Annotated in this window: 1 protein-coding gene; it reads left to right on the forward strand. The window is 47.5% G+C overall.

Going from position 1 to position 19509, the window contains the following annotated elements; translation table 11 throughout:
* The first annotated feature begins 15 nt into the window (after positions 1-15).
* Entirely contained in the window at positions 16-19473 is a 19458-nt protein-coding gene (locus tag AC27GZ_RS06475; protein ID WP_487094085.1) for a VCBS domain-containing protein, read from the forward strand.
* Positions 19474-19509 lie beyond the last annotated feature (36 nt).

A 19509-nucleotide genomic window follows, 5' to 3' on the forward strand; every position in this document is an offset into this window, starting at 1 on the left:
ATTTGAGGTTAGGCTATGACAGATAAAAATGATGATGTTAAAAAAGCTCGCGAAGTTAAAAATAAAGATGATAATAATCTAGAACAGAAAATTAAAAAGAATATTGAGAGTACTAATAAAGAGGCAAGTAAACTTAAAGCCAAAGAATATAGAACTCCCAAAAAAGATGATAGAGCTAAAAATCAAGATCTCGTTGCTGATCTAGTTAAAACAGAAGATAGTGAGTTATCAGATAAAACAGATCTTCACTCACAAGAGCCTCACTCGGAGCAAGAGTACCAAGAAGCAAACGAAAACGAGTTACCTCCCTCTAGCTACCCAGCTAGTTCACAGCAACAAGATGTCGACTCTGATAATACTGAAGATAATATTGCGTCGATAGCTAACCAAAACCTTCCCAAAGGTAGACATGTTCTTCATTTCGAATCCGCATCACTTTTCAGCTCTAAACTTAACGGCCTTGCATCCGAGCTTTCTCAAACAAAACATAACATAGTCACTGCTAATGAGTTAAAAAACGATCTGAATACACCATCTCATCCGATTGATTCCAACTCACAAATAAATGAGCATTTGGATAGTTTATCTATCACAGGAGAAGCTAAAGGAGTCGCTATAGAAGCCGGAGAGTCAATCGGAAAGTCAGAAGTAACAGGGAAATTAACTGCGATTAGCGAAGAAGATTATGTAACCTGGCAAATTGCACAGAGTCAAGGTTCATACGGACAACTTACAATAGATAAAAATGGCCAATGGCATTATAAATTAGACAATAGTAACCCAGCGACTGATAGCCTTACTGACGGAGAGGAAGTCACAGATAATTTTATTGTAATAACCACAGCCCCTTCTGGCGTACTTGTTCAACAAACGATCACTGTTATTGTCACAGGTTCTAATGATTTACCTATAATAGCTGGTAGTGCTATCGGTGCTGTAACTGAATCATCAAGTGTTGAAACTGCAACCGGTACATTAACCGCCACCGATCCCGATGCTGGTGACACTATTGCGTGGGCTGTAACTAACAGCCAGGGAACTTACGGTTCGTTGAGTGTTGACCAACAAGGTCATTGGGTTTTCATGCTCGATAATAACAACCCAAATACTCTAGCATTAGCTCAAGGTCAGCAGGTCAGCGAAACCTTTACTATTACCGCGACTGACTCTAGTGGCACACCCGTACAACAAACGATTACCGTGAACGTCACGGGCTCAAATGAATTGCCGGTGATTGCGGGTACTAGCAGCGGTGCTGTGACGGAATCATCCGCCGTGAATACGGCGACTGGCACATTAACCGCCACCGATCCCGATGCCGGTGAAACCATTGCCTGGGCCGTCATAAATAGCCAAGGTACTTACGGTGCGTTGAGCGTTGATCAACAGGGCCAGTGGACTTATGTACTGGATAACAATGCACCAGATACGCAAGCGTTAACCCAAGGTCAGCAAGTCAGCGAAACTTTTACCATTACCGCAACTGACTCTAGTGGCACACCCGTACAACAAACGATTACCGTGAATGTCACGGGCTCAAATGAGTTGCCGGTGATTGCCGGTACTAGCAGCGGCGCTGTGACGGAATCATCCGCTGTGGATACGGCGACTGGCACATTAACCGCCACCGATCCCGATGCCGGTGAAACCATTGCGTGGGCCGTCACGAATGGCCAAGGTACTTACGGTGCATTAAGCGTTGATCAACACGGGCAATGGACCTATATACTGGATAACAATAATCCAGATACGCAAGCGTTAACCCAAGGTCAGCAGGTCAGCGAAACCTTTACCATTACCGCAACTGACTCTAGTGGCACGCCAGTACAACAAACGATTACCGTGAACGTCACGGGCTCAAATGAGTTGCCTGTGATTGCCGGTACTAGCAGCGGCGCTGTGACGGAATCATCCGCTGTGGATACGGCGACTGGCACATTAACCGCCACCGATCCCGATGCGGGTGAAACCATTGCTTGGGCAGTCACAAATGGACAAGGTACTTATGGTGCATTAAGCGTTGATCAACAGGGGCAATGGACTTATGTACTGGATAACAATAATCCAAATACGCAAGCGTTAACCCAAGGTCAGCAGGTCAGCGAAACCTTTACCATCACCGCGACTGACTCTAGTGGCACACCCGTACAACAAACGATTACCGTGAATGTTACGGGCTCAAATGAGTTGCCTGTGATTGCCGGTACTAGCAGCGGTACTGTGACGGAATCATCCGCCGTGGATACGGCGACTGGCACATTAACCGCTACTGATCCCGATGCCGGTGAAAGTATTGCTTGGGCCGTCACGAATGGCCAAGGTACTTACGGTGCATTGAGTGTTGATCAACAGGGCCAGTGGACTTATGTACTGGATAACAATAATCCAGATACGCAAGCGTTAACCCAAGGTCAACAGGTCAGCGAAACTTTTACTATTACCGCAACTGACTCTAGTGGCACACCCGTACAACAAATGATTACCGTGAATGTCACGGGCTCAAATGAACTGCCTGTGATTGCCGGCACTAGCAGCGGTGCTGTGACGGAATCATCCTCTGAGGATACGGCGACTGGCAGATTAACCGCCACCGATCCCGATGCGGGTGAAAGCATTGCCTGGGCCGTCACGAATGGCCAAGGTACTTACGGTGCGTTGAGCGTTGATCAACAGGGGCAATGGACTTATGTACTGGATAACAATAATCCAGATACGCAAGCGTTAACCCAAGGTCAGCAGGTCAGCGAAACTTTTACCATTACCGCAACTGACTCTAGTGGCACACCCGTACAACAAACGATTACCGTGAACGTCACGGGCTCAAATGAGTTGCCTGTAATTGCCGGTAGTGCAACCGGCGCTGTCACCGAGCAAGGCACATCGGTTGCAGGTATAAACACCGCCACTGGCACATTAATCGCCACCGATCCCGATACGGGTGAAACCATTGCCTGGGCCGTCACAAATGGCCAAGGTACTTACGGTGCATTAAGCGTTGATCAACACGGGCAGTGGAGCTATGTACTGGATAACAATAATCCAGATACGCAAGCGTTAACCCAAGGTCAGCAGGTCAGCGAAACTTTTACCATTACCGCAACTGACTCTAGTGGCACACCCGTACAACAAACGATTACCGTGAATGTTACGGGCTCAAATGAACTGCCCGTAATTGCCGGTAGCGCAACCGGCGCAGTCACCGAGCAAGGCACATCGGTTACAGGCATAGACACCGCCACTGGCACATTAACCGCCACCGATCCTGATGCGGGTGAAAGCATTGCTTGGGCCGTCACGAATGGCCAAGGCACCTACGGTGCATTAAGCATTGATCAACACGGTCAGTGGAGCTATGTACTGGATAACAATAATCCAGATACGCAAGCGTTAACTCAAAGTCAACAAGTCAGCGAAACCTTTACCATTACCGCGACTGACTCTAGTGGCACACCCGTACAACAAACGATTACCGTGAATGTCACGGGCTCAAATGAACTGCCTGTGATTGCCGGTAGTGCAACTGGTGCGGTTGTTGAAGCAGGAACTGCTGCAGGAACTCCGACAGCCACGGGCACACTCTCTGTAACTGATCCTGATAGCGGCGATACGCTCGTTTGGCACGTTCTGCAGGGGCAGGGTGTTTATGGGCAGCTTACTATCGATCAAAATGGTCAATGGCATTACCAGTTAGATAACCGTGTTGGTGGTAGCGCGGATCAGTTGTCTGAGGGCGATGTTGTACATGATGCTTTCTGGGTCACTGCAACAGATAGTTCGGGCAACCCTGTTCAACAAAAAGTTTTGGTTTCTGTTACGGGGTCAAATGACTTACCTGTCATTGCCGGTATCTCAACGGGTGCGGTTGTTGAAGAAGGAACTGCTACAGGTACTCCGACAGCCACGGGCACACTCTCTGTGAGTGATCCTGATAGCGGTGACACGCTCGTTTGGAGCGTTCTGCAGGGGCAGGGTGTTTATGGGCAGCTTACTATCGATCAAAATGGTCAATGGCAATATCAATTGGATAATACAGCCGGTAGCCGTGCTGATAAGCTAGCGACGGGTGATCATGTTCAAGATACTTTTTGGATCACAGCAACAGACAGCTCGGGCAATGAGGTTCATCAAAAGGTGGTTATTGGCGTCACAGGATCCAATGATCTACCAGTGATTTCAGGTACTTCAACTGGGGCTGTGGTCGAATCTGGAGCCACTCGTGTTGGTACAGATTCAGTGACTGGGTCGTTGACTATTGTTGATCCAGATACCGGCGACACTCTCGCTTGGGCAGTAACAAATGGCCAAGGAACTTATGGTGCGTTGAGCGTTGATCAAAATGGTCAGTGGCACTATCAGCTCGACAACACTAACCCTGCTACTGAGGCTTTGGCAGAAGGTCAAAAAGTAACTGAAACCTTTACGGTCACCGCGACTGATTCTTCAGGTACAGCGGTGCAGAAAACCATTACTGTTAATGTCACAGGATCTCTCGATAATCGAGCGCCAGTCGTTAGTGGTCAGGTAGACCTCGGTGTTATCGATGAAGATAACACAGTGCATTTTACCGAAGCACAGTTGCTTGCTCATGCAAGTGATGTTGATGGCGACGTGCTGCATATCCAAGGTCTACCCACTTCTGCTCACGGTACTTTTACAGGCGATGCGGCCAGTGGTTATACCTTTACGCCGAGTCCTGATTTTAATGGTGATCTTGATGTCACCTTTAAAGTCACTGACGGACTGGAACAAATCGATGCCTCGGCACGTATCGAAGTTACGCCGGTTGCGGATACGCCTTCTCTGAGTGTTGATCTGGGCAGCGTGCCAGTGCAAGCGCATAGCGGTGGCGGCACCCAACTGCTCGACACCGTTGACCATACTGTTGCTTCAGGTGATGTTGTTCTTGGAGCATGGGAATACGATTTACCTCATACGGTTAGCCCTGCTTTTGTGGCAGGAGGAAATGATGTTACCTTGTTGAAAAGCATTGTTGTTGATGGTGTCACATATGGTACTAGCCACACTGAAGTGACTCCTCAGGGCGTAGCACTCGTCTTTGATGGATTGAGCTCTGAAGTGCTAGCGAAAGCAACTTCAGTTTCTATGACTTTTGATCCTTCGGCCCCGCATACAATGTCTTGGCAAGCTTTAATTGGCCCCTCATATGACATGCTAATGCCAGGAATAGCCGGCTCATTGAACTTACCTGTCGATCGGGAAGTTCACTCTTCTGGCCCAACTACTTACAGTGCGGGTATCGAAGAAGATCAGCAAATTGATTTGAATATTCAAGCTTCACCATCAGCTGTTGACTCTGGAGCAACGGTTGAAGTTATTGTATCAGGATTACCTTCAGGTTCTCTTTTATCTGCCGGCACAGCAAACCCTGATGGCAGTTGGACTTTAACTCAAGCTGAATTGTCTGGATTAAAACTTACCCCACCAGTTGATTACTCTGGAAGCTTTTCACTCTCTGTGAAAGCTACATCTTCAGAAGGTACAACTACCTCTAGTACATCAAGCTCAATGACTATTGAAGTTGGCGCTGTTGCTGAAACGCCTGATGTATCTATTGCTACGGGAACTGTTTCGGGTGATGAAGATGCTGGTGCTATTGCGCTAAATATTGATCTGAATGTGCATCAAGATTCGTCGGAAACATTAGCTGTTCAAATAAGCGGTGTTCCGACCGATGCGACTCTTAGTGCAGGTACAAAGAATGCTGATGGTAGTTGGTCGTTAACTGCAACTCAGTTGCAAGGGCTAACCATGACCCCGGGTGCAAATTATTCTGGCACCGCTGTTTTGAATGTCGAGGCTACATCGACTGAAGCTACGGGTGAGACAGCGACAGATAGTGTGACGCTTAACGTGCAAGTTAATCCCGTAATGGACATGAATGTGATTGGAGTTGATGGCCACTTTAAGCAAGGTGAAACCGTTGCTTTGCCTCTGCAATTGCAAAGTGCCAATGTCGACTCGTCAGAAGCACCAAGTTTCTTTTCTGTTACTTTGCCTGATGGTTGGGATATACAAGTTGCCGGCCAGTCTGTGTTGCATACTAGCACACCGGGCACGCAAACTTTTTCTCTTCAGGGATCGGAATTAACAACCGCGCAAATTATTCCACCCTCGGGTTTTCATGGTGATATTGCTATGACCTTTGAAGGAGAATTAATTGACAATGGTTTGACCGAGAAGATTCAAGTACCAGTAACGCTGAATTTTAATGCGAACCTTGTCAATACCGGTACATTGGATCTTGGTTCTGTTGATGAAGATGGCAGTGTACATTTTTCTGAGGCGCAGTTACTCGCCAATCTCAGTGACCCTGATGATGCATTGCATATCCAAGGTTTACCTACTTCCGCGCACGGAACCTTTACCGGTGATGCAGTTAACGGTTATACATTTACCCCTGATCCAAATTACAACGGCCCTGTAGATATCAGCATCAAAGCGCTCGATGGTCAAACACCTGTTGATGCTCAGGCGACGTTAACCGTAACGCCGGTAAATGATTTACCTACAATCTCGGGTGATAACCAAGGTGGGGTCGTTGAAGCCGGTGTCACTGGAGTGGGGACAAATACAGCAGCTGGCCAGTTAGTGGCTACAGATATAGACACTGGTGATACATTGGTGTGGACTGTCGTCAATACTCAAGGCGCTTATGGTGAGCTAACCATAGACCAAAGCGGCCAATGGCATTACACCCTTGATAACAATAATCAGGCTACCAATGCATTAACAGATGGTCAGCGAGTTACTGAAACATTCACTGTAACAGCAACTGACTCATCTGGTACTCCCGTTCAGCAAACCGTGACTCTTGATGTCACAGGTGCTGATGATAAAGCCGTTGTTTCAGGTGTTGTGCAAGGTGATGTAGTTGAGAAAAATATCGGTGATACCTCTTCGGTGTCTGGTAGTTTAACTATTACCGATTCGGATACGGGCCAGACGCCAAGGTTTACCGATGTGGCGAGTACTGCTACAACATATGGCCACATAGAAATGGTTTCCGGTCAGTGGGTTTACACGCTTGATCAAACCAAAGTTCAGCAACTTGCGGGCGGAGAATCGGTAACCGATAGCTATACCTTTACTGCAACTGATGGTACTACTCAAGTTGTCTCTATTAATATTCAAGGCTCTGAAGACAAGCCGGTCATTGCTTCTGCTCATGCGTCGTCAGGTGTTACAGCGTTGGCGATTCATAGTGTTTCAATTGTCGACTCTACTACCGGAGCTGACATAGATCCCAATGTTGATTGGGGAGCTAGTCAGGTTGGTGTAGGCAGTGGTGTACACATAGTCGGCCTTTATATGCCAGGCAGTTCAGTTAACCATGTTCAGGCCAACAATCAGCCGACGACATCTACTGACCACAGTGGGGTAAATGGTTTTAACCGTATCGACAGTCATGGTTGGTGGCAAGCTAATGGTGTGCCTAATACGGTAAATACTGGATCTGGTGGTGCTTCAGGCGTAGGCAATGCTTGGGCGGGGGGGATCGTTGTCTTCTCAGATGGCACCATTGGTGTTATAAATCGCGTTTGCAGTGGCGGTGGTTCTGAAGTCGATTATTTGTACTACAGTCGCTTTGAGCACCTGCAATCTGGTGCGTCATTAATTTCAGGTCAGGCCTCACCTAATGAGCAGGTCACCATTAAAGAAGGCTCTCAGACTGTTGCAACCGTAAGCGCTGATGCAAGTGGGCATTGGTCTGTCGGTGCCGCCGTGCTTGGTGATGGCGATCATGAATTGTATGTTGAAAACAGTGCGGGCGAAGCATCTGCATCCCATGTTTATCGCATCCATGGTGCTCAAGTCGAAAACATTACACCTGAAGGTCTTACTGCAACCATTAAAGAGGATGCCAGTCAGCAGCAAATAAATGGCGAGTTGGTCATTACCGATGTTGATCACACTGATATTCCTGAATTTACGCCACAGCATTTGCACACCACACATTACGGTCAGTTTGAAATCGATGCCTCAGGTCATTATCACTATTTAATTGATAACAATAACCCTGCGGTTAATAAGTTAGGACCAACGGATACTTTGCAAGAAGTTATTCAGGTTGAAGGCCATACCCCTGATGGGGAAAGCGTTACTCAATCGGTTGCAATTACTATTACAGGTTCGGTTGATGCGCCAACACTCAGTGCGCATATTCCTTCGGCTCAGCAGGGCGCAGAGATTCCGTTGCAACTTCAGGCATCGCTTACCGATGTTGGCAGCCAAGAAACTCTTACACTGGTAATCTCTGGCTTGCCCGATGGCGCTACGCTTAATCACGGCAGTTATAACGCTAGGGCAAAGACCTGGACTCTGACTGAGGCAGATCTGAAAGATTTGAAAGTGGACTTAAAAGACCCAAGTTACCATGGCTCGTTAGATCTTACGATTACAGCAACGGCCAGTGAAGCAGGGGAGACTAAGTCAACTACTCAAACAGAATCCTTGTTTGTCAATGCGCCGCCACAGGTAGCAGGGGCCTTAAGCGATAACAGTGTAGAAGACGGTGGGGTACATACGCTTGATTTGTTACAGGGAGCCACTGATAGCGATGTTGGAGATACCTTTGATGTTGCGCACTTAACCTATTCGCAAGATGGCCAAGTCTCATCAAGTACTATGCCTGCGTTTTTATCTTTAGGAGCAGATGGTCACTCGCTGAGTATTGATCCATCCCATGCAAGCTTCCAGCATTTAGCAGCGGGTGATACGACACAAATTACTGTGACCTATCAAGTGACCGATAATCAAGGTGGACAGGTTCAGCAAACTGCCACCTTTACGGTGACGGGTAGCAATGATTTGCCGGTAATTTCTGGCGCCACGACTGAAGCAGTAGTTGAAGCCGGTACTAGTGGAGCGGGAACTGATACTGCGACTGGTACTTTAGCCGCAACAGATGACGATGTTGGCGATACGCTGGTGTGGGATGTGCCTCATGGACAAGGGGTTTATGGTGCTCTGACTATCGACCAAAACGGTCAGTGGACTTACGTACTTGATAATACCAACCCGTCTTTAGATGCCTTGTCAGAAGGACAAAAAGTTACCGATACCTTCACCATTACGGCCACGGATTCCTCCGGCACGCCGGTTCAGCAGAGTATTACAGTAGAGGTTACAGGCACTAATGACGCACCCATAGTTGCGGCCAGTGATCGCGCTCACGCCGTCAATATTGGCACTACCGACGAGGATACACCGAAAACATTCACCGAAGCCGAATTGCTGCGTTTAGTAGGAGCCAGCGACGTCGATGGTGACACACTGCATCTGACGGCTGTGTCAATAGATGCCCGCTTCGGTAGTTTCAGCCGGGATGCAGCCAGTGGCGACTGGACCTTTACCCCGACGGCTAACTTTGACGGTTCTCACCTGCCAGTCACAATTACGGCGACTGATGGCACCACGCCGGTGACCGCCCATGCCCAGATTGATGTTAATCCGGTGGCCGATGCCCCGGTATTGGGCGTTAGCCTAGGCGCTACAGCGGTGACCCCTGTTTCGGCGGCCAGCCTTGAAGCTACGATTGATCTGACCACTGTCGGGCCAGTGTTTCATGGCAGTATGATTCATGACCTTGGCGGACTTGGTCAGGCAGCACTCTTCACCAACGACCAGGCCGATCTGCAATACTTGAAGGCGGTCATTGTTGGTGGTCAATCGCTTGTCCTTTCGGCCCCTTTCCAAGACCCAACCTATGGCTGGGGTGTCTATGTGCAGGGTGCTAACGCCCTTGAAGCCTTTGCCGATTACGGCAAGGTTGACGTTCAACTTGTCTTTGATGATGCCGCCCCCGCTCATATGTCATGGTCACAGCATTATATCGGTGGTAGTAACCCTTTCGTCAGCCAGGTGGGTGATTGGGGTGACTTCCAGGTTGACCGAACTGGTGGGGCGGCAGCCCCTTCCGGCCCACCAACCCATTTCACGGCAACGCTTAATGAAGATCAGACCGTTCCGCTAGAGATTAGCCTGAGCGACCCGGATGCAGATGAAAGCTTAAGCATTACCATTGCCGGTATTCCGGCAGGGGCGAGTCTGTCAGCTGGAACTGACAATCATGATGGCTCTTGGACGCTAGCACCGGCTCAGCTTTCTGGTCTGACTATGATACCGGCTCAGGATTATTCAGGTGACGTACACCTTGAGATCACCGCGACGTCCACCGATGGCACAGATTCGGCTTCATCAACCATCAATCTGGACTTGACGATCAACTCGGTTGCAGAGACGCCAACTATGACGGCAGTAGATCCCCGCGCTGTAGATGAAGATGCCGGTGCAGGCATTGCACTGGATGTGCAGCTGCAAGTTCATCATGATGCCAGCGAGACACTGTCAATTGTTGTTGAAGGTGTAGCTGCCGATGCCGTTTTATCGGCAGGTACTAAAAATGCAGATGGCACTTGGACTTTGGATTCATCCGACCTCACCGGATTGACCGTGACCCCCGGCGCCCAATATGCCGGTGCTATGGCGCTTAAATTCACAGCTACGACGACAGAAGCGATGGGTGAGACGAGTAGCGGTGTTGCCAATGTCCTTGTTACTGTGCACCCAGTGATTGATACCTCCGTAACGGTTCAGGATGTATCAGCAGGGCAGCCAAGCGGTATTGATTTACCAGTGAGCCTGCATAACTGGGGTACGGATTCAAGCGAGCATATAGTCGTGCCAAGCGGTAGCTTGCGTGCGCTGGATGGTGGAACGGTGCCCGACTTCACGGGTTCTGATCAGCTTTATTTACAAATGCCAACGGCTTCGGGCTCTTCAGACGATAGCCAATGGCGGGTTGAAACCCCCGGCGGTTATGCTAGGGTTTTCGAATTGACCAAACCTGATGGCAGCACTATTAAGGTAATTGGCATTGATCCGGACGAGCTTTCCCAACTGGTCATTCATCCACCCCATACTTTTGCTGGTCAAATGGATTTTCAACTGCTCGGTTCAATTACCGATGGGGCAACCCATAGTGATGTGAACATGCCGTTTACCGTCGAAGTTAGCAATACAGCGCCAACGGTAACAGCAAGTACGACAAGCCTTGCTACTGACTTAGGCTCAGTTACAGAGGATACAGATCATACTTTTACACAGGCAGATCTACTGCAATGTGTCGGGGCCAGTGATGTAAACCAGGACCACTTAGAAATTACCAACGTTCAAGTTGATGCCCAATACGGTTCTTTCCGCCAAAATGCAGATGGCAACTGGGTCTTTTCTCCAGCAGCTAATGTTGATCACCTAGATGTTCCCGTAACTTTAACCGTCAGCGATGGCTCGCTCACTACAGCAGCCCATGGTACTTTGGATATTGCTTCGGTAACTGACACAGCCGGTGGACTTACTGTGTCGGCAGAGCAACATGTTATGGAGTTTCAACAAGGTCAGGCAGGAGCTGTGACCTTACAGACAGATCTACCTAGTACTGGTTTGTCATCGGTTGCTTTCGAGCTTTCAATTATTGGCGGTTCACAGGTTGCCAGTGCTGGAGTAAATGGCCCGACATTGATCAGCTATGGTACTAGTAGTGATTTGAATCTTTTTTATCTCTACAACCCGGAAAACTTGATCTTCAGGATCGGCGGACAAGAATACACTACCGGCGTTAATATGGGCAGTGACACAGACAGTCACCGTTGGGGGTTTGTTTGGGAAAGCTCAACTGGTGAAGTAACGATTCTTAAAGATGGTGTCGATGTCTGGCATCAGACAGATATCATGAAGGGAGGCACTTTTGAAGGTGGTGGCAGGTTAGCTTTTGGAAATGACCAGGATTCTGTTGGCGGAGGTTTCCAAGTCGCTGATGGCTGGCATGGACAAATGTTTAGTGCCACTATGGCGACAGGTGCTACACCGGCCGAGCTGGCGAGTGGTGCATTGAGAGATGTTGCTCATGGCTCGGATCTTATTGTCAACATCGAGGCTCAAGGCGGTCAGGTGGTGGATACAACAGGAAGCTTTTCTGTTAGTGCCGTCAATGGTGTCAGCACACCGCAGGTAATGGTTGATACAAGTTTAGCGAGTCCAAACCAAGGGGCTTTACTGCATCTCACCACTGATCTGACTAGCCCTGATCCTGATGATCATGTGACTGCGGTCGTTATGACCGGCTTTGTGGCCGGTACACTTTTATCTGATGGTCATGGCCACACAATAACCGTGATAGGACCTGATCAACATGTTGATGTTCAAGGTTGGCAACAGGGCAGTTTGACGGCTCAGTTACCGGCTGGTTCCCATCAAAATATGCATATTGGTTTATTTGTTGAGACGACAGGTCCTGATGGTGTCAGTGCTTATTCCACCTCGGAGTCAACAATTATAGTTGATTCAATGGGACAAGTACCGGCACTGATCGATCCAAGCCTTTCAAGCAGGGCTCAGTTCTCTGGCTCTGATCAGGGAGTCACGTACGAAGAAGCTAGCTTTACTGCAGTATTGCAGGTGACAGATCCAGATGGTTTAGCAGAGTCTGCTATGCAGGCGCAAACTCTTGATGGTAAATTTGGTGCGCTAACTATTGATGCTAATGGTCAATGGACTTATACCCCAAGTAGTCGTGCCGATCATTTAGCCGAAGGGACTATCAGTTATGACAAGTTTACCGTTAGTAGCGTTGACGGTACGCAACATCAGATTAAGGTGACAGTCACCGGTACCAATGATGCCCCTGTGGTAGGGGGGACAGTTCGTTTGGCAACCATCGATGAAGATACCTCGCTTCATATCAGCGAAAGTGATTTATTAGCTCAGGTAACTGACATTGATGGCGATACATTACATATTCAAGGCTTGCCTACGTCTGCTCACGGCACTTTTACTGGTGATGCGGCTAGTGGGTATACATTTACACCTTCACCTGATTATCACGGTGACGATTTAGGTATTCAGTTTAAGGTATCTGATGGCCACACCAGTGTTGATGCTTCGGCTGTAATTGATGTAGCCAGTGTGGTTGATCCAGCCAAGGTTAGTTTGACCATGTCGGCTGAACAGAAGGTAATGAGCTTTGAGGCGGGTAATCCAGATTCTCAAGCCAAGATAGAACACATTCAAGCAGGCGGTGACATGAAGGAAGTCACTATGGAAGTGACCTTCGTTTTAGATCCGAACAATCCGCCTAGTCCACGTGCAGTGTTTTTAAATTATTCACTGCCAGGTGGCAGCGCGCTGAATAATAATTTAATTACTCTTTGGGACGCCTCCAGTTTTGAGTTTGCCTTTATGGATCATGTTGGTTCGGCTCCTAGTGTAAATTTATTGGATGGTAACACCCATCGTTTAACAATTTCTTGGAGTTCAGATACCGGTCGCGTCACTGTCTTTGATAACGGTAAAGAAGTTGCTCATCTCGATAATATTGAAAAGGGCAATACTTTCCCTGATGGTGGTAAATTCTTGGTAGCTGGTCGCCACTACGAAGGGGCTGATCCAAAAGAGCCTGGTTTGATGTCTTCAGGTGGACATATCTTTACTGCGTCGCTAGTCGACCATGCTGTGGCTCCAGATGCTATCCAAAACGGCCCAATCAGTAATGAAAATCACGGTGTTTTAGTCAATGTTGTGGCGACTGAAAATGGTCTTGTCGATACACAAGGCGGGAATCTTATTGCTGGTCCCGATACAAGCATTATTACTAAGGCTGTTGATACCAGTGCGGCTGCCGTTCCAGAAGGTGCTTTGGTACATCTGCATCCGCAGGTTACTACCGCCGCTGGTGATTCTTTGACATGTACAGAATTGACCGGTTTGTTGCCGGGTACGGTACTCAGTTCTGGCACTCACCAGTACACAGTACAGTCCACTGATGAGCATGTAGATGTGACGGGGTGGGGCAGTGATATTGACGCCCAGTTACCACCAAACGTTATGAGTAACATGAATATTGGCGTGATAGCAACTACAACAGATGCTAGTGGTCAAGAAGCGACTACTCAGCACTTTGAAGGTTTGGTGTTAGATGCCAATGCTCCTATCCCAGATGCAACGGTAAGCGGCGATGATCTTTCGACGACTGATCAAAATACTCCAGTTGCTGGTGTGTTACACGTGCAGGATGGCGACGCTTCTCAAATGGGCTTTGCTACACAAGACGTATCGACAGCGCATGGACATTTTACTCTTGCAGGTGATGGTCATTGGACTTTTACGCCAGGGCATAATGCTCATGAATTAACACCAGGTCAAAGTACTACTGAACAGGTGATGGTTAAAACTCTCGACGGTACTCAGCACGTGATTAATATCACCATCGACGGCACTAATGATGCTCCGACGGTAACCGCGCAGCGTATCGAGGTTCAGGAAGATCATACGCTTACGTTTAATGCTGGTGACTTTGGTTTTACAGACATAGACAAAGGAGATCAACTCGATCATATCACTATAACAGGCATTCCGAATCCAAGTCACGGAGCCATGTTATTCAATGGTGTGGTGGTTACTAATGGTCAACAAATTGATGCAGCGGATATAGGCAAGTTAACTTTTGTACCTGCACATAATTTTGATGGTGAAACGGCGTTTAGATATTTAGTAAATGATGGCACTACCGACTCAAGAGCTTTTAGTGGCTCTATTCATACACTGGCTGAAAATGATGCGCCGACGGTGTCTCCACAACGTATCGAAGTGCAGGAAGACCATACGCTAACGTTTGCTGAGTCGGATTTTGGTTTCACTGATATTGATAAAGGTGATCAACTTGATCACATCACCATTATTGGTACACCGAACCCTAGTCACGGCGTACTCTTGCTTAATGGTATTGCTGTTACTAACGGCCAGCAGATTGATGTAGCCAGCATTGGTCAATTGACCTTTGTGCCGGCAAAAGATTTTGACGGTGAATCGGCGTTTAAATACTCAGTCAATGATGGCACTACAGACTCCAAGGCTTACACTGGCTCTATTCACATTAACCCTGAAAATGATGTGGCAGTAATCAGTGGTGATGTCGACCTCGGCTCTGTTGATGAAGACCAAACTGTTCATTTCACTGAAGCACAATTGCTGGCACAGGCGACTGACATTGATGGCGATACATTACATATTCAAGGGTTACCGACGTCTGCTCACGGCACTTTTACTGGTGATGCAGCTAATGGTTATACCTTTACCCCTAACAAAGGCTTTACCGGTGATGCCGATATTGCCTTTAAAGTTACTGATGGTCAAACGGCAGTAGATGCTCAGGCTGCGGTTAAAGTAGAACCAGTACTGGCTATTACATCAATTTCCCAAGATACAGGCGACAGTGATCACGATTTTGTCACTAGCGACAGTACGCTAATGATTTATGGCACAGGTACGCCAGGCGCTATGATTGCTTTGACGGGCGGAATAAGCAGTATTGGCACGCCTATCATTGTCGACTCTACAGGACACTGGTCGTATGATGGCACAGGGCATGATTTGCTCGATGGTACTCATACTGTTCAGGTCATGATGGCAATGTCTAACGGAGCTGTATCCTCTATATCGCAAAGCATTACTATTGATACCAGTGTGCCTACTCTACGTATTGACTCAGTCTCTCATGATGATTGGATTGATGCTCGTGAGTCTAGCTTACCTGTTACTCTTTCAGGCGAAACAACCCATGTTGTCGATGGTGAAGTGGTTAAAGTTACTTTTGGCTCGCACCTGTATACTGCGACCGTAACCGACGGTCATTGGCATGTAAAAGTGCCTGCTACTGATATTTCAAGCACGCCAGATGGTGGTTATACCGTCAGTGCTGAAATTGTCACTCAAGCAGGGCAAGCGGCTCAGGACAGCCGTGGCTTTGTTTTAGCGGGTGATATGAGAACACTTTCTGTAGGAGCAGCTACCGAAGAAGATGTTGTTACCACAGCTTCTGGTTCATTGTTTAGTGATACTACAACAGGCCAAATAGTTACTGATACAGGTACTTTTAAAGGGAACTTTGGTTCACTAGAGATCCAAGCAGATGGTAGTTTTTCTTACCATTTAAATAATGCTGATGCTTCTGTGCAGGAATTGCGAGAAAACGAACATCAGTCAGATAACTTTTTTGTTAATTACACTGATGCCAGTGGTCAGGTTAAGCATGCTGTGCTGCATATAGGAGTTGAAGGTACTAATGACGCACCTGTCTTGTCTGGTACCTTTGAATATAGCCGTACTGCAGGAAAGCAGTTTATGACGCATTCTGCTGCTCATGGCACTATTCATTTCTCTGATATTGATCATGATGATCCTAACACGGTTGAATTTATTGACAGCGATGGTCAGACACACTCCTTAAACCCTAGTTCTAATGGTGTGACGTCAATTGTGGAAGGTATAGGTACTTTCAAGATATCGCAAGAGGGTAGTTGGCGTTTTGAGCTAGACCAAACTGGTCCTGACGTAGATATCGCGAATGCTTTGTTTAATAGCGGCGGTAGTCATAGTGAATCGTTAACGGTCAGAGTTACAGATGAAAGTGGCACAGTCACTGAGCAAACGTTAAAAGTCGTGATCAAAGGAGAAGTTGATCATCCTGTCATACTCGGTGCTACGGAAAGTGTACTTACCGAAGATAAGGTTGAAACAGTTAGTGGCAAGCTTGAAATGCTAGTTGGGCGAGTGAGAACCACTGATGAACTCAGTTGGCAGTTAGATCCTGCGCAGGTGCCAAAACACGGCCAAATGATTATGGACCATGATGGTACATGGCATTATACAATTAATCACGGAGACCCTGCGGTACAGGCCTTGTCTGAAGGTGAGGAATTAGTTGAATCCATAGTTACTAAGGTGTCTGATCAACATGGGCATACTGTCGATCAAATATTGAAAGTGGTTATCGTTGGTAGCAATGATGTACCTCAGATAATGCATGAAATGACGCAATCGGTTACCGAAGATCACAGTATTGTTATTACACAAAGTGATTTATTGGCGAATGTGCAGGATAAGGATACTGGTGATACGCTGCAGGTTAGCAATCTACAGCTACATGGTGAAGGCACACTAATTCAGGAGGGTGATCACTGGGTTGTTAAACCAGCACTGAATTTTGATGGCGATTTACGTCTATCGTTTGATGCTAGCGATGGCCATGTGACCATTGAAAATCAGCTCCGTGTTAGTGTCAGCCCTGTGGCTGATACGCCAACGATGTTCTTTACAAAGCATGCTGACGCAAGCTCGGCGCACCTCGACAGTATGTCGGTTAATGGTGATATGAACACCGACATTCCAATGAACTTACATGTATCGAGTCCGGATGCCTCTGAAACAGTCACGGTTGAAATCACCGGTGTTCCGGTAGGTGCCCACCTTTCAGCGGGGACAGAAAATAACGGTGTCTGGACAGTAGATGCTGCTGAGACAGCAAATCTAAAGCTGATTCCAGCTCATGATTATTTTGGTACGGTAAATCTACATGTTACAGCTATTAGTCATGAGTCCGATGGTAGTACTGCGCGCACATCGGAATCATTGGCGGTACATGTAGTTGATCCTTCGGTGCTGATGCCTCAAGGACCGACCTTTAGTGGTGATCTCATTGGTAAGGTTAAGGAAGATGTTGGTGTCACTGCTCAGCACGCTATTGTTGCTGAGGGAACTGTCACACTTACCGATGCAGACCACCCGGGTAATGCACTGGTGCCATTTGCGCTAGCAACTCAAACTCAAAGCGACGGTACGGAGTCTATCGGTTATTTGAGTATAGATGCTTCGGGTCACTGGCAATACATGGTGCCTAATGCTGTGATTAATAATTATGGTGAGGGCGATCTAAAAACCGAAATCTTTACGGTCCAAGCAACTGATGGCACTACTCAAACACTGACGTTAACGATTGAAGGTACCAACGATTTACCAACGGCAAGTGTGATGAGTAATATTGCTGGCGACGTCACAGAGTCTGGCGTTGGGGCATTAGGGCAAGTTGCTGGTGTGTCGTCAGCCCGCGGTATCATATTTTTCGAAGATGTGGATGATGCTACTCAGTTTTCTACGACACTGGTGGGCGATGGTCAGGGCACTTATGGCTCTTTCACAGTCGACGCTAATGGTCACTGGAACTACCATCTTGATAATAGTCGACCTGCTACTAATGCACTCTCTCAAGGTGAGGAGGTAACAGAGAAATTCTTAGTCCAGACCACCGACGCATCAGGGGTTCCGGCGCAACAGGCAGTTACTATTAAGATCCACGGTACGACTGATGCCCCTGTGGTTACCGGTGGTGATAGCGGAGCGGTTGTTGAGGCAGGGGCTCAGCCGGGCACTGACTCGGTGAGCGGTGCGTTACAGGCGACAGACCCTGATGGTGATGCACTTCAATACCGTTTTGCTAGCACCCATGATGGAAATGGTCAGTATGGTATATTGACGTTAGATGCTGATGGCCATTGGCAGTACACACTAGACAACAGTAAACCGGAAACCAACGCTTTGACTGACGGTCAGAAGGTGACAGAAACCTTTGATGTGGTGGTTCAGGATTCGTCACATGCGCATTCGCGTGTAGGCCATACCATTACCATCGAAGTGACAGGTACAGATGAAGCGCCAGTGGCGGCTCCAGCGGCTCTTTCACCTGCTGCAGATATTGAAGTTTCTACACAAATGTTTGATCCGTCAGCGCTGTCAGCCAGCTGGGCTCAGTCGGCTTATGTTATCTTTGGTGTTGGACCTAGCGGTTTGACAAATATGTGGGGTGATGTCGGCATTACAGGTATTAGTTTTGGCGGCCATGACTTCACATTGAATAGTGACGGTCTTTATTCCATGCAGGTCAGCGAGTACATGCCGATTGCAACGCAGGAGTCATTTAAACTTATGGCTGCAGGTGATTTTTCTGCCCCAACAATTACTGTGCACTTTGAGGAAGGTGCAGAGCAGAAAATTCAACAAATGGCTGGCAATATGATTCTTGATGGCGATGGCCATCTCATTTTACTGCCGCAAGTGAATATGGATCAGGATGGTGATGGCTCAGATGTATTGAACCTTCAGCCGCTTCATGTCTCACCAGAAGCTGCAAGTGCTGACTTGATCGCCAGCGATGAGGCTGATTTTGACAGTGAAGCCAGTGATATAACTATTGATGTTGATGCCGATATTTCTAATACAGATAATAACCAGTTTGACACTGAAACAGACACTGACTCAGAAGTTGCCCCTGTCGATCACTATCTAAAATTTGCAGGTGTTAGTAAAGAAGAAAGCGCCAGTTTAACCACTGAGGATCATAATGTAGATATTAACCTTCTAGTGCCAGATACATCTGATGGCGCAGATCCATTAATTGATTCAGTTGATACTAGCCAATTAGACAACCCCTTAGCGGATGGAGAAAACAGTGAGTCAACTGAGCATTTTGATGCTGTAGACGAAGATCATCATATCAATGATCTCGATAATCAGGATGATGAAGCGGTTCATTCGGCATTGAATGACTTACATAATCAGTTCTAGAGGGACTTCTTGTTGATAGTAAGAGCATGTCAGCAA

It is taken from the genome of Colwellia sp. SU-HH00943, assembly GCF_057546125.1.

What these genes read in the sequence shown, in the direction of transcription:
- AC27GZ_RS06475 (WP_487094085.1), top strand. Translation starts at nt 16, where the DNA reads ATGACAGATAAAAATGATGATGTTAAAAAAGCTCGCGAAGTTAAAAAT.